The sequence below is a fragment of the Pseudomonas citronellolis genome (assembly GCF_900112375.1).
In the GTDB taxonomy this organism is placed as follows: domain Bacteria; phylum Pseudomonadota; class Gammaproteobacteria; order Pseudomonadales; family Pseudomonadaceae; genus Pseudomonas; species Pseudomonas citronellolis.
This window is the reverse complement of sequence record NZ_FOLS01000011.1, coordinates 122,698-142,761: the sequence shown is the minus strand read 5'-3', so window position 1 is coordinate 142,761 and position 20,064 is coordinate 122,698. Positions and strand designations below refer to the sequence as shown.

Below are 20,064 nucleotides of genomic sequence, written 5' to 3'. Positions count from 1 at the left end.
AGGCATGGCTAGAGAGTATGAATCATTCTCATTATGGATATCAAAAAAACTCCTAACGGAATCCGATATCGCCTGGGCACAAAACTACCTGCATGGAAAAGGGGAAATATCTCTCCATGGGCCTGTAGATTTAGATCGACTTCTTAAAGCAGGAGTAAAACTAGAGAAAACCGACTCAGGAAGAAATACCCTTAGCCAGTTAAAGGCTGCCTATAGGACAAGAAAAAGCAGGAGTACGGAGGAAAGATCAAGCACAGGAGACATCAACCCCGCAGAGCAGAACCTCTCCTCTCAAAACAGGAACTACAAGACACTAATAAACCTAGCTGACGAAGTATTAAAATACGAAGAAGCGCTTAAAGCAAAACTAAAACATTCAGAGAACCAGATAAAAGAATTAAAAGAGAGAATATCAAAATCTAAAAAAATCACACAAAAATCCCTCAATAAATCAAAAAAAGCAGCAAAAACACTGAATAGCTTTCGGGAAAGCCCCCTAAAAAACTCAGAAATAGAAAAAATCATACAGGACAATGAAGAGATCAAAGAACTACTTATAGACACACTAAACATTCTAGACCCACTCCCTCCTCAAAAGCGCACCATAAGAGACTCAGATATGAACAGATACAAAACATGGCCAACAGCCAAAGCTACAGAAACTACAGAAACTACAGAAACTACAGAAACTACAGAAACTACAGAAACTCAAAATAGCCCTCAAAAGAAAACACTAACAAAAATATTTAAAATTATAGAGAATCAAACAAAGCCATTCACGGATTAATTCAAACCAGACAAAAACACCGCAACAGCCCCCAAGAGCATATCCGCAAACTAAATAAATATGATTAAATAACTTTCCTACAAAACTTACGCCAACGGACCAATAACCATTGTCAAGCATATCCCCCATTTATCACAGACTAACAGTCCGCAACTGATCGAAAGTCAACCCAACTGTACAGAGTCTAGCATTCACGCAGTTCACCAGATGGCAATACAGATAACTTTTCATATCAGATCAACTCTCTCTTTTTCATGCGAACCAACTAGAACGCCTTAGCAATCCTCCTTCATAGATTGCCATATCCGGCTATATATAGCGCGCAAACTCACAATTACAGATAGCAAATTTCACTCAGCGACTGATCTTCAAAAACTTTGGCAGGGCGCTGTACGTGCTGGGACGCAGAGCTGGCGCCAGAGATAGGCCACCCGTTGACTGGAAGATCTACCTCCTAATTCACGAAGTACTGTGAAACGAGGTAGATAATTTCGGCAACAGGAGCGTTCGTCGTGGCCACCGAAGCCTTGGACGCAGCCAATCCCCGATCAGGCGATACGCACTACCCGTGACATGACCATCAGCGTGACACGCTTGCTCCATACGGAGCTGATATCATCATTCTCCGTACTACGACAAGCTGAAGGTTCGTCAGAGTCAAAGCTGTCTTGGGTCTGCATCCTGCTTGTGCAAGCCCGCCTATATGCGAACTTGTTGTAAGCCCCCACTGCGACTCTGTGCAGAGCATCTCAAAGTAATCCACATTCGTCGCGACCACTTCGTCTTCAGTCCAGTCTTCGCCTATGTGGATGCTGCTGCAGCCAAGCGCAGTGAGGGCAGGGACTACCGTTGCTTCGCCACCTGAGAACCGCTCTGAGGATAAAGGCCCCTCGCCTGGGTACTGCTTGCCGGACGCAACGCCGGCAATCGCCTTGAAGTCGCAGCCCGCACCTGTCCGAGGATCCCGCCTCCGGTAGTTACGTGACTTATCGAATCCATAACGAGTGGGGAGACCGTCCTGCCCAAGGCTACGAACTCGTCAATGGCTTTTTTTGTACTACAGCGCGGCCTGTTAGTTGCGTAAGCAATGTCATTGGTGACCACATCCGTTGTAGGAAAATAGATCCTGCAACAGGCCTAAGACTGGTTTCAAGACGCGGAGCATTGCCGCGTCCACGATGGAAACCCTTACAATCTGTCTTTCAGAACATTCGATCAGTCATTTCAGGCAGACAAGCTGATCGCCAACCCCATCTGGAGGCTTTGCATTCTTGGAACCTCTCGTCGATGTGTCCTCTCTTGCCAAGGCGCTTGAAGAGTTCGCAAGCGCTCGGAACTGGCATCAGTTCCACTCCCCGAAGAACCTCGTCATGGCCCTGACTGGCGAGGCCGGCGAGCTGACGGAGATATTTCAGTGGATGAGCGAAGAGGATTCGCGATCAGCCGCCAGCCACCCACAGCATGGTCAAGCCATCAGAGAAGAGCTGGCAGACGTCTTGATGTACCTGGTCAGGCTGGCGGACGTGCTGGGTGTGGACCTCAACGTGGCTGTCGAGCAAAAGCTGAAACTCAACGGGGAGAAATACCCCATCAACAAGGCCCATGGCACTAGCAAGAAATACGACCAGCTTTGAAAACAGGTTCAGGGAAGAGAGCGTGATCGTCTACGAAGCCACCAAGCAGCAATTCCTCCACGACAGCGACAACGACGACATCGAAGATGTGATTCTCGCCCACTACACGGCGAAAACGGGCAAGGGAGTCGGCCGCTCCGAAGTTGCTTCCTGGAAAGGCTCGCTGGGGTACATGGCCAAGGTCCTACGTGATGAGGCAGTGCCGAATGACACCGGCCTCGCGATCGAGCTGCACCTCCCGCAGTCGTCCAAGCGAATCGATTTCACGCTGACCGGCCATGGTGAAGCAGGCGAGAAGAATGCCGTCCTCGTTGAACTCAAGCAGTGGAGTTCCTCGAAGCTGTCGGAGAAGGATGCAATCGTCGTCACCGCGCTCGGCAAGGGGTTGAACGAGACAGTTCATCCGTCCTACCAAGCCTGGTCACACGCCTCGCTGCTCGAGGGCTTCAACGAAGCCGTCTATGAACGGAGCATCGCGCTTCGCCCATGCGCCTACCTGCACAACTATGTCCGTGACGGCGTCATTGATGCGCCTCACTACCAGCCCTACATCGACAAGGCTCCCCTCTTCCTCAAAGGGAAAGAGGAATCCATCCTGCATTAGGGGATCTGCCCCTCCCCAAACGCCTTTCCGGCTTGGAGGCGGCGCAGAGCCCCTGGACATGAGCGAGCGGCTCGCAAAGTAGGCGGCGGTCTGTACGTTAGGGAACGTTAGCGCTGCCTCTCAGTCACCCTTTTCTCGCCGGGCCATTCTGGTCGGCGGGCTCTCGGTGCGGTGCCGTACAGACCACCCTCCTGGCCGGCTGCAACCTGCACAAAGACAGGCCATTGCCATGCAGTGGAAGGAGGCACCAAATGTTCGAAGCTCTCGTACTAACGCTACTGGCCCTATGGGCAGTGGGATTGATCACCTCGTACTACATGGGGGGGCTGATTCACATTCTGCTGCTCGTGGCGATCGGGCTGGTAGTGTATCGATTCAGGCGAAGACCGCTACCGTAATCAAGCCCAGGCTCATCCTGCGCTCGCACCGTTGCGGGCCGTCGGCAGGCAGACGATGGCAACCCAAGGCCATTGCGTCGAAGCACGGCCATGCATCCCTCCGCAGATTTCCGAATTGAGCGCCTGCGCGCGAACTGCCCTGGCGCCGGGTACGCCCCGGGCGAGCATCACGGCCCGCGCACGCTCGGCATCGTTATGCAAGGTCCCGCGAAGAGTGACCACGCCATCGCAGGTACTCACAGCAATGGCCGAGCCGCTGACATCCCCCACCGGCACCAAGGCCAGCATCACTTTGGTGGTTATCCAGATATCGTCGGCAGCCAGCCCGAACTCCGTGGCGAAGGCCCTGCAACGTCCGTCATTCACCGGCGCCTGCCACGGGTTCTTCGACTCGGCTTCCACCTTCGCTCGAATGATCGGCACCTGCGGTAACGATTGTGCCCCGGTGATCCGGTTGTCCACCGAGATGATCCCCGCAACGCCCATGGCGATACTCGCAGCCAACCGCCTGGAACCCTCGTCGTCGACGCGCCCGCTCAAGATGGCACGGCGTGCCTGCACGAAGGCTTCCAGGTTGCTGGTACGCAACTCGGGGCGTTGCGCATACTCCGTGAGAATCGATATCTCCAGGCGTATGTCGGCAGCGTCCTGCGCCCCCTGTCCGGCGGCGATGGGCGCCACGCCCGCGGCCAGCAAGAGCCCTGCGAAAAACCCACGCACGATCATACCCGGCCTGAAAAGCCTGCATCCCATGGCGCTTGCTCCTGGACTGATATTCAAATCTTGCCACCGGCGAGTTCCAGCATCGGTGCGCTGGCGTACCCTGGAGCTCGCCTCGGTGCTCCTGCGATAGCTCTCTGTACGCTTGCGCACAGATGCAGGGGGTGCACATGCGTAGGCTGGAGCCAGGTCGCAAAGAGGCGGCCTTTTTCCAGGAGAATCGCCATGGCCGGCTATCGCCATCAGGTATCGGGTGTGTTCGCTCACCGTGCACAGGCCGAAAGCGCACGTGTCCTGCTGAGCGAGCGAGGAATACACGACCGGCAGATGCGGATACTCGGCGCCAAGGACCTGCCTCCTGCCAACGGATCCAGCCAGGTGAAGCGTACGCTCAGTCAAATGCTGGCAAGTGGTGCGGTCGGGACCCTGCTTGGCTTGGCGGTGAGTACGCTGACCGCCATCGCCCTGACCCGCACCAACGCCGGGCTGTTCAGCGGCCCCCCGCTGGTTCTTGTGGGCTGGGGAAGCGCCCTGGGCGCCCTGCTCGGAGGCATGGTTGGAACTTCGGCGAACGCCGGCCAGGTTGACAGGACCTTCCGCTATGCCATCGCCCATGGCGACGTAGTCCTGCTGGCGGAGACCCTTTCGGAACGCGAGACGCTGCTCGCCCGCGACATCATCGAAGCCTCCCTGGGTGTCGGCACGCACATGGACATCAGCCTGGTCTGAACCTGCGCAAGACCAGGCCGGGGCCTGGCCAACGGGCGCCCCCTTGCGACGGAGCCCCCTTCATCACCGACCAGTCGGTACTCCCCAGGATTCCCCGGGTAGCGTATCGCGGCTGGCAGCCAACGAGGATTTCCCGTGAGACCACCCCGTCAATTGCACGACCTCGGCCAGAGCCTGTGGCTGGACAACATCACCCGCGAGCTGCTAGACAGCGGCACCCTGCGCCGCTACATCGACGAGCTCTCGATCAGCGGCCTGACCTCCAACCCGAGCATCTTCGACGCCGCCATCGGCAACGGCAGTGCCTATGACGCCGGCATCCGCGAAAAAGCCCAGGATGGACTCTCAGGCGAGGCGCTGTTCATCGAACTGGCCCTGGAAGACCTGCGTCGTGCGGCAGACCTGCTGCGTCCGCAATTCGAGGCGAGCCACCGGCTCGACGGCTGGGTGTCGATGGAAATCTCGCCGAACCTGGCCGACGACAGCGCCGCCAGCCTCAAGGCGGCGCGGCACATCCAGAGCCGCGCCGCGCGGCCCAACCTACTGGTGAAGATCCCCGGCACCCGCCACGGCATCCCGGCGATCGAGAACGCGATCTTCGCCGGCGTGCCGGTCAACGTCACCCTGCTGTTCTCCCGAGAACACTACCTGGCTGCCGCCGACGCCTACCTGCGCGGCATCGAGCGACGCATAGCCGCCGGCCTCGATCCGCGGGTCGGTTCGGTTGCTTCACTGTTCGTCAGCCGCTGGGACGTGGCGGTGAACGACCAGGTGCCGGCCGAACTGCATGATCGGCTGGGCCTGGCCATCGCCGGGAGGACCTACAGTGCCTATCGCCAACTGCTTGCTTCGCCGCGCTGGCGCCGCCTCGCCGCGGCCGGTGCGCAACCTCAGCGGCTACTCTGGGCCAGCACCGGCAGCAAGTCCCCCACGATCGCCGACACTTTCTACGTCGAGGCCCTGGCCGCGGCAGACACGATCGACACCCTCCCGGAGAAGACCCTGCGGGCGTTTTCCGAACACGGCTCGCTGACGCAGACCATGGCCGAGGACGGCGCTGAAGCCGAAGCGCTGCTCGCGCGCTTCGCACAGGCCGGGGTGGATATCGGCGCGCTGGCGGAACGGCTGCAGAAGGAAGGCCTGGAGGCGTTCGTCACGTCCTGGCGGCAGTTGCTGCATCGCATCGACGAGAAGAGCGCGGGCTTCGCCCCGCGCCGACGCTGGGTGAAATGATCGCCATCGGGCCGCCAGGGTGCGCTAACGCACTGACGGCCGCCCCCCATCGCTGACAAAGTACTAACTCCGGCCGCCACGAGCACGGTATGTACCGGCTCCGCCATCCAGCGGCCCTCCCCTTGCGCTACCGTTAGAGCGTGCCCCGTGAACGAAGATCAAGTGAAAGGCAAAGTCAAACAGGTTTCCGGCCAGGTCAAGGAAACCACCGGGAAGGTGGTCGGCAACAAGTCGCTGGAGAACAAGGGCAAGGTGCAAAAGGCGATCGGAAAGGTCCAGGAAAGCGTTGGCGACATCAAGGAGGATATCAAGAAGGGAATCTAGCCTTGGCCGTATGGTAAAGGCTCCGCCTCTCGCCCGATGATCGTTGTGAGGCGGAAATCGTCAAACACTCTGTCGCGGTCACCTGGTGATACACAGCAATGCCACCTCCGAGCGACCAGGAAGATCCCCCATGATCACTCACTTCAAAGTCGACGGACACCTGGCCTGCGGCCACCATGGCAGCAACCTCCTTTCCACCGGCGAACCTAGCCGCGTGAAGTGCCGCAACTGCAGAGGTACCGAGGCGTTCCAGAACGCCCGCAAGGACATGAGAAATGCGGCACGCAAAGCCGCCCGCAAGTTGCTGAAAGTCCATGCGAAGCAAGGCTGGCGTGCATTCTGGCTGGAAAAACTCACCGAGATGCCCGGGTTGCAGCGCCTCCCAAGAGGCTTCAGCGGCCAACCGTACATCTAGCCATCTCCCGGGCAGTCAGGCCCGGCTGCGCTGTACCGGCATCCCCCAACGTCAGCCCCGTTCCCGATTCCCCGTCTCCGAAGCCAGGGGCGTTGTTGGCGGGGCTATTACTATCGGCCGTCGCCGGCATCAGTCTGCCTCTGCCGGGTAATGGCCATGACCGAGCGTCCGACCGCTCAGCGCTTGATCCTGGAGATCTTGGTCCCCTCGATGCTGATGCCGGCCATCAGCCCCTGCTGGTCGAAGACGAAGGCATAGGCGTCATCCTTCAGCGTCGAGGTCGAGAGATTCTTCGCCACACCCTCGTCCACCACCACAACGGTCGGCCCGACGCCGATCTCCCAGCCCTGAGTGTTGCCGACGTACTGGACGGCCTTCTCGGTCATCAGGAACACCACGTAGCCATACGACTGGGCGCCCGCCTGCAGGCCCCAGGAGCCGGTCACGGAATTGTAGTAGCCGTCGACCTTCGAGCCCTTCAGCAACTCGCCTTCACCATAGCTGCCGCCGAACACCAGGCCTGCCTTGATGACCTTGGGGAACACCAGCACGGCCTTGGCGTGGTGGGAAATGGTCTCGGCGAACGGGGTGGCCTTGTAGAGGATCTGCAGGGCCTGGCGGGAGTCCCTGTCCAGGTCCTCGGCAGTGGCCCCCCGCACGTCGGTCATGAAACCCGCCGAGACGAGCGAGAGGAAGGCAAGCATGAACAATGGAACGAAGGTTCGTGAACGGATCATCGTCGTACTCCTCAGGTGGATAGGGGCTCATGCGTGACCTGCACGTACAGGCCAACGCCCTGGCGCCCGGGGTGATCGTGCCGATTCACGTCACGGCGCGTCGATCATGATGTGGGGAGAACGACAATCCTTCCGTACGCTAGCGCACCCACGGCACTGGGGCTCCGCGGCGTTGTACGCCCTCCGTGCCCATGGAAACGCCACGGCGGTCGGCATTCGGAATCACCGTTCAACAGGCGGCTCGTCGTCATCGTCGGGCAGAAGAATGTTCTTCAGCTGCGGCCACTTGGCACCGTAGCTCGCCGGCTGCTCCACCGGCACGGGCGCCGGCTCTTCCGCGGGCGGCGCCTCAGCCGGTTTGCCGCCGGCTGCCTTGCAGTTGCCACGGGAGGAATAGCGTTCAGCCGCCGATTCATATCGCTGCGCCAAGGGAATGCGTTCTTCCGCCGACGGCTCCTCGAGGGTGGGTTCGATACGCTTGCACATGATGCTCTCCAGGTACGGTTTCGGGGCTTCAACAACAGAACGATGAACGAAAAGCGCCGCCGCGTCGGTGCGTAGGCGTACAGACCCGGTCTGGTACCGGCTGCAGGATGAAGCATGCTCATCGCGCAGCTGCGCTGAAGGCCGAAAAATGGACAGTCTCCCCCTGAACACCCGGCAGTTTCCGCCCGACGCAACCCCCTGTGCGCCGCAACGCCTCTATCTGCAGAAACTGAGCGGTGTCCGCTACCTGGCCATCCTCGAGATCGACGATACCTATGCGCTCACGCCCGCCTACGGACGGACCAGGCACGTAACGGGCGAAGACCTGAGCAACGCCGATGTCTGGGAAACGCTGCATTGAACGGCAGGCCGTAGGCCTGATCGCAGCCACTTGCCGGCAACCGCTGGGCAAATGTTCGATAGCGTACCGACTGGCCCTACCGATGCTGCAAGTCTTGATTCCCCGCAGCCCTTCGATGACGAGGGGCACAAGACAACAGTGAGGTCGCCATGAACAGGTTCACGTCCACAGAGCACGGTGCGATCGAGAAAGCACCGGAGCAACAGCGCCGCTCCGAGCCCGACTCTCCCCTGGCCCACAGGATCGAACGCCATTCGGACGGCAAGCCTCGGGAGAGCAGTCCTGTGCCAGCCACCACGACGGAACCCTCGAATCGGGGGAGAAAACCGTTGCGGGCCAGCGATCAGAAGGGCTGACAGCCACGCAAGCGCATCCCCTTGGGGAGCCAGGGCCAGGAGGTCATGGCCCACTTCCGGCGGGAGGTAAGGAATCAAAGGCAATGCTGACATTCCAAGATGCGAAACAACGGCTCACGTCCGCCTTCGCGCCCTTCATCTGTACCCCTTCCAAGAGCTGGGACGGTTCGTTGAGCCTGCTTTTCAGGAACCCGGGTACGGGGGCCGTCGAGACCTTCGTCACCGCCATCGGACCTGAGCAATGGCAGAGCGAAGTCGCCATCGCACGACTCATCGGCGAGTTGCGCCTAGAAGCGGACACCTGGAATTGCGGCCATTTGTTTGTTGACGATCTGGAGCACGACGCGAACGAACGGCCCCCTGAACATTCACTGGAGGCAGCATGAGCACCTTTACCATCGAAGGCTGGTGCAAGACCGGCAACGAACAGAAGGCCGTCGCGCTGGAAGGCATCCACTTCTGCCTGAATGGCAACGACCACCTGCTGCTGGAGCAGGCGCAGGAACGCCTGCAAAGAACCCATGAGCCGGACGTCATGGTCGACGTCAACCTGGCCACGCTGGAACTGCGCCTGCCGCCAGGCTATGGCCCCTTGTCCGACTGCGGGATGCGCGTCTACCTGGACTCGACCCAGCGCGGCCAGTTCCACCTGGTCGGGCACCAGGCCAGCGACGGCAGCCTCATCTATAGCAACGCGGTGCTGATCGATCAGTTGATCTAGCGACAGCCCACCATGCATGACCAGCGCGCTCGAGCCGGTAACAGCAACGGTACCGGCTCGATCCAGCAGACGCTATGGCGGTGCCCCGGAAGACTTTTGCAGCGAGCTAGTTTTCCGACCATTTGCGCGCGTTTTCGGTACGCGCGGCCTTGTTGTCCGCCCTTGGTGGTTCCTGGGGCGGTTTCCTGGGACTACTTCCGCTCACTCTGCGCCAGGCCCGCCGGCAGAGCACCAGGGCATGCTTCCATTGCCGCTTGAGAGCTGCCGCAACGGAGCGTTTCATGATGCCGGTGGCTCCTGGCTCATCAGGTCATCATCGCCACGGGCGGCGTGCCGCTTCACCGCAGGGGCACTCTTCGATGCCTTCGACGGACGAGTCGACTCGGCATCCGCGGCCTGATGAAGGGCTTCGTCGGCACGGGTCTTCGGGTTGGAGTAGCTTTCCGCGCGGGACAGCCGTGGTGCTTCGTTGCGAGGACCTTGTGGGTGGGATTGCCCCTTCGGGCGACTGGACTCGTTGTTCGGGCCTTGCTTGCCTGGCTTGTCCATGATGACCTCTTGGCTCATCCCGCTCTCGCAGCATTGCGAGGTGTCGGGGTACAGACAATGGCGACCCGCGAGCAGCGTGTCGGTGCGTTAGCACGCATACCCCGGGGCCCGCTCCACAACCGAGTGGCCGGCCCAGACCACTGGGTGCGCTACCGAACAGACAGTTCGGAGTCCGAACTTGCAGGGTAGATACGCGACAGATCGCCCGGTGACCCCATCTCCAGAACTAAAAGACAGGGATGAAAAAGTTGCGCTTTCCAGCCTCGAAGAAGGAGTGCTCTGATGCCGACCGACCATTCGGATGCTTTTGTCTTCTTCGGCGTGCGGGGCGACCTGGCGCACAAGAAAATCTTCCCGGCCCTACAGGCTCTCACCCGTGCCGGCGAACTGGACATGCCGGTCATCTGCATCGCCCGCGCGGGCTGGACTTCGGGGCAGTTGCAGGAATGGGTGCGCACCAGTCTCGAAGAACACGGTGGAATCGATCGCGACGCCTTCGTCCGACTATGCAGCCACCTGCGCTACATCGATGGCGACTACGACGATGCGCAAACCTATGTCCGGCTCAGGCAAGCCTTGGGCGACGCGGTCCGGCCGCTGTACTACCTGGGCATCCCGCCGAGCCTGTTCGACAGCGTGGCCCAGGCCCTGGCTGAATCCGGCTGCGCCGGCAACGCCCGGGTGGTCCTGGAGAAACCCTTCGGCCACGACCTGCGCTCCGCCCAGGCGCTGAACCGCTCGCTGCGCGAAGTCTTCCCCGAGCCGGCGATCTTCCGCATCGACCATTACCTGGGCAAGGAGGCGCTGCTGAACCTGCTGTACTTCCGCTTCGCCAATGCCTTCCTCGAACCGGTGTGGAACCGCAGCTACATCGACAACGTACAGATCACCCTGGCTGAGCGCTTCGGCGTGCCAGGCCGCGGCCATTTCTACGAAGAAGTCGGAGCGATTCGCGACGTGGTGCAGAGCCACCTGCTGCAGGTCATCGCCCTGCTGGCCATGGATGCGCCGCAGGGCACCGACATCCGCTCGATGCGCACCGAGAAGCTGCGGCTGCTGCAGGCCATGCGCCCGATCGACACGGCGCAGGCGGTACGCGGCCAGTTCCACGGCTACCGGGACGAGCCGGGCGTCGCGGCGCACTCCCAGGTGGAGACCTTCGCCGCCCTACGCCTGTACATCGATACTTGGCGCTGGGCCGGCGTCCCCTTCTACATCCGTGCAGGCAAGTGCCTGCCACTGACTGTCTGCGAAGTCCTGGTGACGCTCAAGCGCCCACCGTTGGCAGTGTTCGACGCGCGCCCGGAGGCCCGCCCGAACTATTTCCGCTTCCGCCTCGGCCCGCAGGTCACTCTCGCTACCGGCGCCTACGTCAAACGCCCTGGCGAGGCGATGCGAGGGCAGACCGTGGAACTAGTGGCGCACCATGCCCCAGGCAATGAGGAGCTACCCTATCAACGCCTGCTCGGCGACGCCCTGCGCGGCGATGCCACCCTGTTCAGCGGAGACGAGTGCGTCGAGGCGGCCTGGCGCGTGGTCGAGCCTATGCTGTGCCAGCCAGGCGTGCTGCACACCTACGCCACCGGCAGTTGGGGACCTGCGGCCGCGGCCAGCGTGCTGGACAGTGGCGACGACTGGTACGACCCGCAAGCGGAGGCCCTTTCGCCATGCTGAAACCGGTCCCGCTGGTCTTCCTCGTCGACGTCGACAACACCCTGCTCGACAACGACCGCTTCATCGACGACCTCTCGGCGCACCTCGTCCAGGCCTTCGGCAGTGAGCAGAGCAGGCGCTACTGGAGGGCCTTCGACGAGTTGCGCAGCCAACTCGGCTATGCCGATTACCTGGGCGCCGTGCAGCACCTGCGCAACGGTTGCGACAACGAGGAGGAGTTGCTGCGGATGTCCAGCTTCCTGCTCGACTATCCGTTCCGCGCGCGGCTGTATCCCGGCGCCATGGCCCTGCTCGCGCACCTGCGCAAGCTGGGCCAGACGGCGTTGCTGTCCGATGGCGACATGGTCTTCCAGCCACGGAAGATCCAATGCTCCGGGCTGTGGGAGGCAGTCGGTGGCCAAGTCCTGATCTACGTTCATAAGGAACGCATGCTCGCGGCCATGCAGCGCCGCTTCCCAGCCCGCCACTATGTGATGATCGACGACAAGCCACTGCTGCTGGCTGCGATGAAACGCGCCATGGGTTCACGCCTGACCATTCTGTTCGTCCGCCAGGGCCACTATGCTGCCGAAGCCATCAACCGCCGCATCTCGCCAGCGGCGGACATCAGCGTCGAGCGCATCGGCGACCTCTGCGCACTGAACATGTCGGACCTGAGCATCGCCGCAGCGACCGACCTGGCGGCCAACGAGGACATGCCATGATACCGGCCCAGCAACTGCACGACCTCGACCGGCGGGACGCCGAACCGGACAAGGTCTCGGCCGGCAGCCTGCCCTGGCACGCTGGCCAGTCACAGGAGCTCCTCCCATGAGCAACGGCATCAGCCCCCTGGCCGGACAGCCGGCCCCCGCCGCGTCGCTGGTCGACGTCGCCGCCCTGCTCGCCGCCTACGCCGACCTGCGCCCCGACCCGGCGGAACCGGCGCAGCGGGTCGCCTTCGGCACCTCCGGGCACCGCGGCATCCCGTTCGAGCGCAGCTTCAACGAGTGGCACGTGCTGGCGATCAGCCAGGCCATCTGCGACTACCGCAGGCTGCAGGGTATCGACGGCCCGCTGTACCTCGGCGCGGACACCCACGCGCTCTCGCAGCCGGCATTCGAGAGCGCGCTGGAAGTGCTCGCTGCCAATGGCGTGGAAAGCATGATCGCCAAGGGCGGCGAGTTCACCCCGACGCCCGCCGTGTCCCATGCCATCCTGGCCTACAACCGCGGGCGCGGCGGCGCTCTGGCCGACGGCATCCTCATCACTCCGTCGCACAACCCGCCGGACAATGGCGGCTTCAAGTACAACCCGCCCGACGGCGGCCCGGCCGCCGGCGAGGTCACCGGCTGGATCGAGGCCCGCGCCAACGCCCTGCTCGCCGGTGGCCTGCAGGGCGTGCGGCGGATGCCCTTCGGCAGCGCCCGCCTCGCCGCCAACACCCATGGCCACGACTTCCTTCACGCCTACGTCAACGATCTGGCCCAGGTCATCGACTTCGCCGCGATCCGCGCCGCCGGCCCGCACCTGGGCGTGGACCCGCTCGGCGGCGCCGGCGTGCATTACTGGCGGGCCATCGCCGAGCGCTACCGCCTGGACCTCGACGTGGTCAGCGAAACCGTCGACCCGACCTTCGGCTTCATGCCGCTTGACTGGGACGGCAGGATCCGCATGGACCCCTCCTCGCCCTACGCCATGCAGCGCCTGCTGGCCCTCAAGGACCGCTACGACCTGGCCTTCGCCTGCGACACCGACCACGACCGCCACGGCATCGTCACCCGCGGCAGCGGGTTGCTGCCGGCGAACCATTACCTGGTGGTGATGATCGACTACCTGTTCCGCCACCGCCCGCAGTGGGGCCCCGCGGCGGCCGTCGGCAAGACACTGGTCAGCAGCGCGCTGATCGACCGTCTGGCGGCCCACCTCGGGCGGCGCCTGTACGAGGTGCCGGTGGGCTTCAAATGGTTCGTCGACGGCCTGCTCGACGGCGCCCTCGGCTTCGCCGGCGAGGAAAGCGCAGGGGCCTCCTTCCTGCGCCAGGATGGCAGGGTCTGGACCACCGACAAGGACGGTATGATCGCGGCCCTGCTGGCTGCGGAACTCACCGCGTGCAGCGGCCGCGACCCCGGCCAGCGCTACCGCGAGATCGCCGACGCGCTGGGCGCCCCCCTGGCCGACCGTGTCGAGGCGCCGGCCAGCGCCGAGCAGAAGGCACGGCTGGCGAAGCTCTCGGCGGCCCGGCTGAACGCCGGCGAACTGGCCGGCGAGAAGATCACCCAGGTGCTCGACCGCGCGCCGGGCAACCAGGCGCCGATCGGCGGCATCAAGGTCTGCGCCGCCAGCGGCTGGTTCGCCGCGCGGCCATCCGGCACCGAAGCGATCTACAAGATCTACGCCGAGAGCTTCAAGGATCCTGCTCACCTGCAGGCCATCCTGCAACAGGCGCAGGCCATGGTCGACAACGCGCTCACGAGCCCTTGAACCCCGGCTGCGGAGGCCATCATGTCCAGCGTCCTCGATCGGCAATGCATCGATACCCTGCGTTTCCTCGCGGTGGACATGGTGCAACGGGCCAACAGCGGCCATCCCGGCCTCCCCCTGGGCGCCGCTCCCATGGCCTACGTGCTGTGGACCCGCTGGCTGAAAACCAACCCAAGCAACCCTAACTGGCCCGACCGCGACCGTTTCGTCCTCTCCGCCGGGCACGGCTCGGCGCTGCTCTACGCCTTGCTGCACCTTAGCGGCTATGACCTGCCTCTGGAGCAGTTGCAGCGCTTCCGCCAATGGCGCAGCCAGACCCCTGGCCACCCCGAGCGCGGGCATACCGCCGGCGTCGAAATCAGCACCGGGCCTCTCGGCCAGGGCTTGGCCAACGCGGTGGGCATGGCCGTGGCCGAGGAGCAACTAGCCACGAGCTATAACCGCCCCGGGCACAGCGTGATCGACCATCGCACCTTCGCCCTGGTCAGCGACGGCGACCTGATGGAGGGCGTGGCCAGCGAAGCCGCTTCTCTGGCCGGTCATCTCGCCCTGGGTAAGCTCACCTGCCTCTACGACGACAACAGCGTGACTCTGTCCGCCGGCACCGCCATCGCCTTCAGCGAGGATCGCGCGCAGCGTTTCGCCGCATACGGCTGGCACACCCAGGCGGTCGAGGACGGCAACGACCTCGACGAGCTAGAGGCGGCCCTGCGCGCCGCCCAGGCGCAGGATTCCCGCCCCTCGCTGATCCTGGTGCGCACGCACATCGGCTATGGCTCGCCCGAGCAGGACAGTTTCAAGGCCCACGGCACACCGCTGGGCGTCGAGGGTGTGCGCCTGACCAAAGCCAGGCTGGGCTGGCCTGCACAACCGGCGTTTCTCATACCGGACACGGTCCTCGCGCACTTCCACCAGGCCCTGCAACGCGGTGCCGGCGACGAGGCGGTCTGGCACCAACGCATGGCAGCCTACGCGCAGGCGTTTCCGGTGCTGGCCAAGGAGCTGGCGCAACGCCTCGATGCGCAACTGCCGGCCGACTGGGACGCCGACATCCCGGTGTTTCCCGCCGATGCCAGGGGCTTGCCCAGCCGCGATGCCTCCGGCCAGGTCATGAACGCCATCGCTGCGCGGCTACCGGCACTGGTCGGCGGTTCCGCCGACCTCGATCCCTCGACCCGGACCGCCCTCAAGGGGCTGGGCGACTTCAACACGGCACCGGCGGCGGGTGAAGACCTGCAGGGCTCCGATAGCGCCGGCTGGAGCCGCACAGGGCGCAACCTGCACTTTGGCGTGCGCGAACATGCCATGGGCGCCATGCTCAACGGCCTGGCTGCCCACGGCGGCTTCATCGCCTACGGGGCCACCTTCCTGGTGTTCTCCGACTACCTGCGTCCGGCGCTGCGTCTGGCGGCACTGATGGGCCTTCACCTGGTCCACGTGTTCAGCCACGACAGCCTGGCCCTTGGCGAGGACGGCCCGACCCACCAACCGGTGGAGCACTTGGCCAGCCTGCGGGCGATCCCCGGCCTGCTGCTGATCCGCCCCGCCGACGCCAACGAAACCGCGGTGGCCTGGCGGGTCGCCGTGGAGACCCGCGACCGCCCGGTGCTGCTGGTGCTCAGCAGGCAGGCGCTGCCGACCCTCGACCGCATGCGCTACGCCGCCGCCGAGGGGCTGCGGCGAGGCGCCTACGTGCTCAGCGATCCGGTGGCCGCCCCGCCCGAGCTGATCCTCCTGGCCAGTGGCTCGGAGGTAACGCTGATCCTCGCCGCCGCCGGGCGCCTGGAGGGCAAAGGCATCGCCGTGCGCTGCGTGTCGATGCCCTGCTGGGAACTGTTTGAAGCGCTATCGCAGGCCGAACGCGAGGCTGTGCTGCCGCCTCAGGTAACGGCACGGCTGGCAGTCGAGTTGGGCGTGCGCCAGGGCTGGGAGCGATACATCGGCGCCTACGGCGAGATGCTCAGCGTCGAGCGTTTCGGTGCCTCGGCACCGGCCAGGGTGTTGCTACGCGAATACGGCTTCAGCGTGGACAACGTCTGCGCTCGCGCCGAGGCCGTGCTCACCCGCTGCCGGGCAGGATCTACTCCTTTCTGACCTCGTGGCCGCCGAACTGGTTGCGCAGCGCCGCCAGCAGGCGGTCGGCGAAGGACTCGGCATCGCGCGAACGCAGGCGGGCGATCAAAGCCTGGGTGATGACCGGCGCAGGCACGCCCAGGGCGATGGCCTCGTCCACCGTCCAGCGGCCCTCGCCGGAGTCGGCGACGTAGGGCGTGATGTCGTGCAGGCTCGGGTGTTCTGCCAGGGCCTTTGCGGTCAGCTCCAGCAGCCAGGAACGCACCACGCTGCCATGGCTCCAGATGTCCGCCAGTTGCTGCAGGTCGAGGTCGAAATCGTGCTTTTGGCGCAGGATCGAAAAGCCTTCGGCGTAGGCCTGCATCAAGCCGTATTCGATGCCGTTGTGCACCATCTTGGCGAAGTGCCCTGCCCCAGCAGGGCCAACGCGTCCCCAGCCGCGACCGGGCGCCGGCGCCAGGCATTCGAACAGCGGGGACAGGCGCTCCACCACCGCCTCGTCGCCGCCGATCATCAGGCTGTAGCCCTCGGCCAGGCCCCAGACGCCGCCGCTGGTGCCGCAATCCACGTAACCGATACCCTGCCCGGCGAAGCTCGCGGCCCGACGCTGGCTGTCCTGGTAGCGGGAGTTGCCGCCGTCGACCAGGGTATCGCCGGCCTGCAGCAGTGGCCGCAGGCCATCCAGGATGGCGTCGGTGACCTCGCCAGCGGGGACCATCAGCCAGAGCGCCCGCGGCGGCGGCAGCTTCGCCACCAGAGCGACCAGGGAGTCCACGGTTTCCGCGCCCTGCCCCTGGAGGGCCACGCGGGCCTCGATCCTGGGGTCGAAGCCGACCACCGGGTGGCCGCCGTGCAGCAGACGCTGGGCCATGTTGGCGCCCATGCGCCCCAGTCCGATCATGCCGAGTTTCATGGGAAGTCCTCCTTGAGGGCCGTGGGTAACCGTTCAACGCTCCAGCCAGCGCGTCAGGCGCGCCCTGATCCGGGCCGGCAAGCGAGTCCGAGTGTAGGCGTCGGCCGCCATGCGGATCGCCTCGGCCTGGGTCGGGTAAGCATGCATCACCCTGGACAGGCTGCGCAGGCCGATGCCCGCAACCATGGCCAGGGTGACCTCGTTGATCATGTCGCCGGCATGCCGGGCGACTATGGTCGCTCCGAGAATCCGGTCGCTGCCTTCGCCGACGTGGATTTTCACGAAACCGTCGGTTTCGCCGTCGGTCACCGCACGGTCGACCTCGTGCATCGGGATGGTGAAGGTCTTCACGGGGATGCCCCGCTCGTTGGCCTCGCGCACGTAGAGCCCGACATGGGCGATCTCCGGGTCGGTGAAGGTGCACCAGGGCACGACCAGCGCGCTCATCCGCCGACGGCCGCGGAACAGCGCATTGTGCACGGCGATGTGCGCCGAGGCCGCCGCCGTATGGGTGTACTTGTGTTCCAGGCAGACATCGCCGGCGGCGTAGACATTCGGGTTGCTGGTGCAAAGGAAATCGTCAACGCGGATGCCATCGACGGCGCCGTGGTCGATGCCGGCGACTTCCAGACCCAGCCCCTGCACGTTCGGCGAGTGGCCGATTCCGGTGAGGATGGTGTCGACGGCAAGCGTGTGCCGGTAATCGTCGCTGAGCAACTCGACGCGCTTTTCTCCGGCCACCGAGCACACGCCCAGCACCCGGGTGTTCAGGCGTACCTCGATGCCGTCACGGGCGAAGGCGTCGGACAACAACTGCGCGGCGTCACGCTCCTCGTTGCCGAGGAACAGCGGCAGATCCTGCACTATGCTGGTCCGCGCGCCGAGGCGGCAGAATGCCTGGGCCAGTTCGCAACCCAGTGGTCCACCGCCGATCACCAGCAGCCGCCGTGGCAGGTCGAGGAGGTCGAAGACGTTCTCGTTGGTCAGGTAGCCGGCCTCTGCCAGACCGGGAATCAGTGGCACGCTCGGCCGGGCACCAGTGGCGACCAGGGCCTTGCGGAAGCGCAGCAGTTGCCCGTCGACCGCCAGGGTGTCGGGGCCGACGAAACACGCCTCGCCGAAAAACAGTTCGACGCCCAGCGCACGCAAGCGCAGCGCCGACTCCGCCACGCTCAGGTGGCTGCGGATATGCCGCACGCGTGCCATCGCCGCGGCGAAATCGACCTGGATATCTCCTGGCACCCGCGCGCCACAGCGCTGTGCATCGCGCATCTCGGCGTACAGACGGGCAGTACGGATCAAGGTCTTCGAGGGCACGCAGCCATCGTTCAGGCAATCGCCGCCGATCAGCCGGCGCTCCACCAGGGCCACCCGAGCCCCCAGCGCCAGCGCGGTTTTCGCCGCGGCCAGGCCGGCCGGGCCGGCACCCACGATCACCAAGTGGTAGCGCCCGCTGGCACGGGGGTTGCGCCACTGCGGCGGGGGTACGTTGGCCACCAGGCCCGCCTCGGCGGTAGCTTGCGCAGGCCGGTCATCGTCAGCCATCAGCTCGCTCCCCGTGCATCCAGCCAGCCACCCTGGAACCCGGCGCGGCGCAGGCCGGTGCGCAGGTAGGGCGAGCGCCGCATCAGTTGCCAGAGCCCCTGGTTGCAGTGGTTCTCGATCATCAGCAGGACGATGCCCTGGTCCAGCCCAAAGTGCCCGGCAGACACCCAGGCGCGCCCGTCGGCGCCGGCCAGACCCGGGTTAAAGCTACTGGCCAGGCGCCCTTCGCGGCACATTTCTGGGTAGTACGCGAGCATGTGCCGCAGCGCTGGCAGGACGATTTCCGCGGCGAAGGGCAACGACGCCAGCAGTGCCGGTGCCGACAGTGAACCGTCATCGGGGCCGTAGGGTACGCCGCGGGCGGCATAGCCGAACAGCCGGCGGCGTTCGTTGGTCAGGTCGGGCCGTTCGTCGCTCGGCCCGTCGCAAGCCGACAGGCCCCAGCAGTTTTCCGAGTAGCCGGCGAACCCATGTGGGTTGCGCCGTGCGTATTCGCGCTGGATGTAGGCGGCACGCCGGCTGTTCTCGAAGTAATCCGAGCGCTTCTCGCCCATGAACGGGTCGCGAATGCCGCGGAAATCGATCCAAGCATGGGAGAACTGGTGGATGAACAGCGGCCCGGCATACAGGTAGTCGTGGTCGTAGAGGTTCTCCCACTGGTAGGTGGCGGTCCAGGCGCGGTAGCCGTCGGCAGCTATCGGCTGGCTGGGCGAGCCAAGAGCCAGCGCATACAGGAGGATGGCCTCGCTGTAGCCCTCCCAGCCGTAGTGCAGGAAGCCACACTCGGGCTTCCAGCCCTGGCGGATGGTCGCTTCGCCGCCCTGCGCCCAGCACCAGTCGACACGCCGGTAGAGCCGCTCGACCAGGCCTCGCAGTTCGCGTTCTGCAGCGTCGGCACCGCTAAAGAATTCGCCGGCGGCGAGCATCCCGGCGATCAGCAGCGCGCTGTCGATCATCGACAGCTCCGAACGCCAGGCCCGCGTGCCGCTATGGAAATCCAGGAAGTGGTAGTAGAAGCCCTTGTAGCCGCTGGCCATGGGTTTGTCGCTCTGCTCACTGGTGGCGAAGAATCGCAACGCCGCAAGACTGGAGCGCAGCGCTTGGGCACGCGTCAACCAGCCGTGCCGCACCGCCAGCGGGTAGGTGCTCAGGGCGAAACCGACCACCGCGATGCTGACCGGAGAACCGGGGCGCGAAGTGTCAGCCAGCAGCCCGTTGCGCGGGTTCAGGTTTTCCCGGAAATAGGTGAAGGCCGCGCACTGCAACCGCTCCAGCAGCCTCCCGGCGGGTAGCGTGGAAAGTTGTGTCGGCGAATACGGGATGCACAGGTCCATTTCGCCGG

Annotated in this window: 21 protein-coding genes and 2 pseudogenes; 15 read left to right on the top strand and 8 right to left on the bottom strand. The window is 63.9% G+C overall.

Features of this window, described 5'->3' with window-relative positions:
* Positions 1–4: 4 nt before the first annotated feature.
* Positions 5–787 carry a hypothetical protein gene (locus tag BM060_RS32405; RefSeq protein ID WP_135499836.1) on the top strand — a complete coding sequence of 261 codons (783 nt, stop codon included), beginning with the start codon at positions 5–7 and terminating at the stop codon, positions 785–787.
* A 580-nt stretch (positions 788–1,367) separates the two neighbouring features.
* Here BM060_RS32405 and BM060_RS33825 read toward each other — a convergent pair.
* Positions 1,368–1,757: pseudogene (locus BM060_RS33825) on the bottom strand (ScoMcrA-related endonuclease); the annotation flags it as partial.
* A 301-nt stretch (positions 1,758–2,058) separates the two neighbouring features.
* Between BM060_RS33825 and BM060_RS12875 the strand changes: the two are divergent.
* From BM060_RS12875 to BM060_RS32400, 3 genes and pseudogenes are all read left to right on the top strand, one after another.
* A complete protein-coding gene (locus BM060_RS12875) occupies positions 2,059–2,421 on the top strand; it encodes a nucleotide pyrophosphohydrolase (RefSeq protein WP_043317300.1) in 363 nt (120 codons plus the stop codon).
* 22 nt (positions 2,422–2,443) lie between these two features.
* A pseudogene (locus BM060_RS12870) lies at positions 2,444–3,010 on the top strand (ATP-binding protein); the annotation flags it as partial.
* Positions 3,011–3,276: 266 nt separating this feature from the next.
* Complete coding sequence (locus BM060_RS32400; RefSeq protein ID WP_135499835.1) at positions 3,277–3,423, top strand: lmo0937 family membrane protein; 147 nt, start codon at positions 3,277–3,279, stop codon at positions 3,421–3,423.
* A gap of 12 nt (positions 3,424–3,435) precedes the next feature.
* Here the strand turns inward: BM060_RS32400 and BM060_RS12865 are convergent, their stop codons facing one another.
* Positions 3,436–4,176, bottom strand: coding sequence for a BON domain-containing protein (locus BM060_RS12865; RefSeq protein ID WP_052267816.1), 741 nt, complete (start codon positions 4,174–4,176; stop codon positions 3,436–3,438).
* A gap of 192 nt (positions 4,177–4,368) precedes the next feature.
* Here BM060_RS12865 and BM060_RS12860 point away from each other — a divergent pair, with 192 nt between their 5' ends.
* The 4 genes from BM060_RS12860 (at position 4,369) to BM060_RS12845 (ending at position 6,844) form a co-directional block, all read left to right on the top strand.
* Entirely contained in the window at positions 4,369–4,872 is a 504-nt protein-coding gene (locus BM060_RS12860; RefSeq protein ID WP_043317296.1) for a hypothetical protein, read from the top strand.
* A gap of 135 nt (positions 4,873–5,007) precedes the next feature.
* A complete protein-coding gene (tal, locus tag BM060_RS12855; protein WP_043317294.1) occupies positions 5,008–6,105 on the top strand; it encodes a transaldolase in 1,098 nt (365 codons plus the stop codon).
* Positions 6,106–6,252: 147 nt separating this feature from the next.
* A complete protein-coding gene (locus BM060_RS12850; RefSeq protein ID WP_074980468.1) occupies positions 6,253–6,429 on the top strand; it encodes a CsbD family protein in 177 nt (58 codons plus the stop codon).
* 130 nt (positions 6,430–6,559) lie between these two features.
* On the top strand, positions 6,560–6,844 hold the full coding sequence (locus BM060_RS12845) for a hypothetical protein (protein WP_043317293.1): 285 nt from the start codon (positions 6,560–6,562) through the stop codon (positions 6,842–6,844).
* Between the two features lie 176 nt (positions 6,845–7,020).
* Here the strand turns inward: BM060_RS12845 and BM060_RS12840 are convergent, their stop codons facing one another.
* Together BM060_RS12840 and BM060_RS12835 are read right to left on the bottom strand one after the other, a co-directional pair.
* Positions 7,021–7,581 (bottom strand): lipid-binding SYLF domain-containing protein, encoded by a 561-nt coding sequence (locus tag BM060_RS12840; protein WP_043317291.1) that lies wholly within the window; start codon positions 7,579–7,581, stop codon positions 7,021–7,023.
* 222 nt (positions 7,582–7,803) lie between these two features.
* Positions 7,804–8,067: a hypothetical protein gene (locus tag BM060_RS12835; protein ID WP_043317289.1), complete on the bottom strand. Its 264-nt coding sequence runs from the start codon at positions 8,065–8,067 to the stop codon at positions 7,804–7,806.
* A 148-nt stretch (positions 8,068–8,215) separates the two neighbouring features.
* Between BM060_RS12835 and BM060_RS12830 the strand changes: the two genes are divergently transcribed.
* The 3 genes from BM060_RS12830 to BM060_RS12820 all read left to right on the top strand — a co-directional run bounded on the left by BM060_RS12830 (position 8,216) and on the right by BM060_RS12820 (position 9,505).
* On the top strand, positions 8,216–8,428 hold the full coding sequence (locus BM060_RS12830) for a hypothetical protein (protein WP_043317287.1): 213 nt from the start codon (positions 8,216–8,218) through the stop codon (positions 8,426–8,428).
* 439 nt (positions 8,429–8,867) lie between these two features.
* On the top strand, positions 8,868–9,170 hold the full coding sequence (locus tag BM060_RS12825; protein ID WP_052267815.1) for a DUF1652 domain-containing protein: 303 nt from the start codon (positions 8,868–8,870) through the stop codon (positions 9,168–9,170).
* Complete coding sequence (locus BM060_RS12820; RefSeq protein ID WP_043317285.1) at positions 9,167–9,505, top strand: hypothetical protein; 339 nt, start codon at positions 9,167–9,169, stop codon at positions 9,503–9,505. The genes BM060_RS12825 and BM060_RS12820 overlap by 4 nt, the downstream gene beginning before the upstream one ends.
* A gap of 279 nt (positions 9,506–9,784) precedes the next feature.
* On the opposite strand, the gene BM060_RS32395 is transcribed toward BM060_RS12820, so the two are convergent.
* A complete protein-coding gene (locus tag BM060_RS32395) occupies positions 9,785–10,072 on the bottom strand; it encodes a hypothetical protein (protein WP_135499834.1) in 288 nt (95 codons plus the stop codon).
* A gap of 264 nt (positions 10,073–10,336) precedes the next feature.
* Here BM060_RS32395 and zwf point away from each other — a divergent pair, with 264 nt between their 5' ends.
* From zwf to tkt, 4 genes are all read left to right on the top strand, one after another.
* Positions 10,337–11,728: a glucose-6-phosphate dehydrogenase gene (gene zwf / locus BM060_RS12815; RefSeq protein ID WP_043317284.1), complete on the top strand. Its 1,392-nt coding sequence runs from the start codon at positions 10,337–10,339 to the stop codon at positions 11,726–11,728.
* Entirely contained in the window at positions 11,722–12,432 is a 711-nt protein-coding gene (locus BM060_RS12810) for an HAD family hydrolase (protein WP_043317282.1), read from the top strand. Before zwf ends, BM060_RS12810 begins: the two co-directional genes overlap by 7 nt.
* 106 nt (positions 12,433–12,538) lie before the next feature.
* Complete coding sequence (gene pgm, locus BM060_RS12805) at positions 12,539–14,191, top strand: phosphoglucomutase (alpha-D-glucose-1,6-bisphosphate-dependent) (protein WP_043317280.1); 1,653 nt, start codon at positions 12,539–12,541, stop codon at positions 14,189–14,191.
* Positions 14,192–14,212: 21 nt separating this feature from the next.
* Positions 14,213–16,285, top strand: coding sequence for a transketolase (gene tkt / locus BM060_RS12800; protein ID WP_043317278.1), 2,073 nt, complete (start codon positions 14,213–14,215; stop codon positions 16,283–16,285).
* On the opposite strand, the gene gnd is transcribed toward tkt, so the two are convergent.
* From gnd to BM060_RS12785, 3 genes are read right to left on the bottom strand one after another with little or no spacing between them, the layout of a single operon-like run.
* Entirely contained in the window at positions 16,272–17,177 is a 906-nt protein-coding gene (gnd, locus tag BM060_RS12795) for a phosphogluconate dehydrogenase (NAD(+)-dependent, decarboxylating) (protein ID WP_043317276.1), read from the bottom strand. The genes tkt and gnd overlap by 14 nt on opposite strands.
* Positions 17,178–17,210: 33 nt before the next feature.
* Positions 17,211–18,722 (bottom strand): mercuric reductase, encoded by a 1,512-nt coding sequence (locus BM060_RS12790; RefSeq protein ID WP_043317274.1) that lies wholly within the window; start codon positions 18,720–18,722, stop codon positions 17,211–17,213.
* Positions 18,722–20,056: a glucoamylase family protein gene (locus BM060_RS12785; RefSeq protein ID WP_052267814.1), complete on the bottom strand. Its 1,335-nt coding sequence runs from the start codon at positions 20,054–20,056 to the stop codon at positions 18,722–18,724. The genes BM060_RS12790 and BM060_RS12785 overlap by 1 nt, the downstream gene beginning before the upstream one ends.
* Between the last annotated feature and the right edge of the window lie 8 nt (positions 20,057–20,064).

Excerpts from the sequence above, each read along its gene's own strand:
- BM060_RS32395 (WP_135499834.1), bottom strand. The coding sequence starts at position 10,072 with ATGAGCCAAGAGGTCATCATGGACAAGCCAGGCAAGCAAGGCCCGAAC.
- BM060_RS12810 (WP_043317282.1), top strand. The coding sequence starts at position 11,722 with ATGCTGAAACCGGTCCCGCTGGTCTTCCTCGTCGACGTCGACAACACC.
- gnd (WP_043317276.1), bottom strand. The coding sequence starts at position 17,177 with ATGAAACTCGGCATGATCGGACTGGGGCGCATGGGCGCCAACATGGCC.
- BM060_RS12835 (WP_043317289.1), bottom strand. The coding sequence starts at position 8,067 with ATGTGCAAGCGTATCGAACCCACCCTCGAGGAGCCGTCGGCGGAAGAA.
- BM060_RS12790 (WP_043317274.1), bottom strand. The coding sequence starts at position 18,722 with ATGGCTGACGATGACCGGCCTGCGCAAGCTACCGCCGAGGCGGGCCTG.
- BM060_RS12820 (WP_043317285.1), top strand. The coding sequence starts at position 9,167 with ATGAGCACCTTTACCATCGAAGGCTGGTGCAAGACCGGCAACGAACAG.
- BM060_RS12860 (WP_043317296.1), top strand. The coding sequence starts at position 4,369 with ATGGCCGGCTATCGCCATCAGGTATCGGGTGTGTTCGCTCACCGTGCA.
- zwf (WP_043317284.1), top strand. The coding sequence starts at position 10,337 with ATGCCGACCGACCATTCGGATGCTTTTGTCTTCTTCGGCGTGCGGGGC.
- BM060_RS32400 (WP_135499835.1), top strand. The coding sequence starts at position 3,277 with ATGTTCGAAGCTCTCGTACTAACGCTACTGGCCCTATGGGCAGTGGGA.
- tkt (WP_043317278.1), top strand. The coding sequence starts at position 14,213 with ATGTCCAGCGTCCTCGATCGGCAATGCATCGATACCCTGCGTTTCCTC.
- BM060_RS12840 (WP_043317291.1), bottom strand. The coding sequence starts at position 7,581 with ATGATCCGTTCACGAACCTTCGTTCCATTGTTCATGCTTGCCTTCCTC.
- BM060_RS32405 (WP_135499836.1), top strand. The coding sequence starts at position 5 with ATGGCTAGAGAGTATGAATCATTCTCATTATGGATATCAAAAAAACTC.
- pgm (WP_043317280.1), top strand. The coding sequence starts at position 12,539 with ATGAGCAACGGCATCAGCCCCCTGGCCGGACAGCCGGCCCCCGCCGCG.
- BM060_RS12825 (WP_052267815.1), top strand. The coding sequence starts at position 8,868 with ATGCTGACATTCCAAGATGCGAAACAACGGCTCACGTCCGCCTTCGCG.
- BM060_RS12785 (WP_052267814.1), bottom strand. The coding sequence starts at position 20,056 with ATGGACCTGTGCATCCCGTATTCGCCGACACAACTTTCCACGCTACCC.
- BM060_RS12830 (WP_043317287.1), top strand. The coding sequence starts at position 8,216 with ATGGACAGTCTCCCCCTGAACACCCGGCAGTTTCCGCCCGACGCAACC.
- BM060_RS12865 (WP_052267816.1), bottom strand. The coding sequence starts at position 4,176 with ATGGGATGCAGGCTTTTCAGGCCGGGTATGATCGTGCGTGGGTTTTTC.
- BM060_RS12845 (WP_043317293.1), top strand. The coding sequence starts at position 6,560 with ATGATCACTCACTTCAAAGTCGACGGACACCTGGCCTGCGGCCACCAT.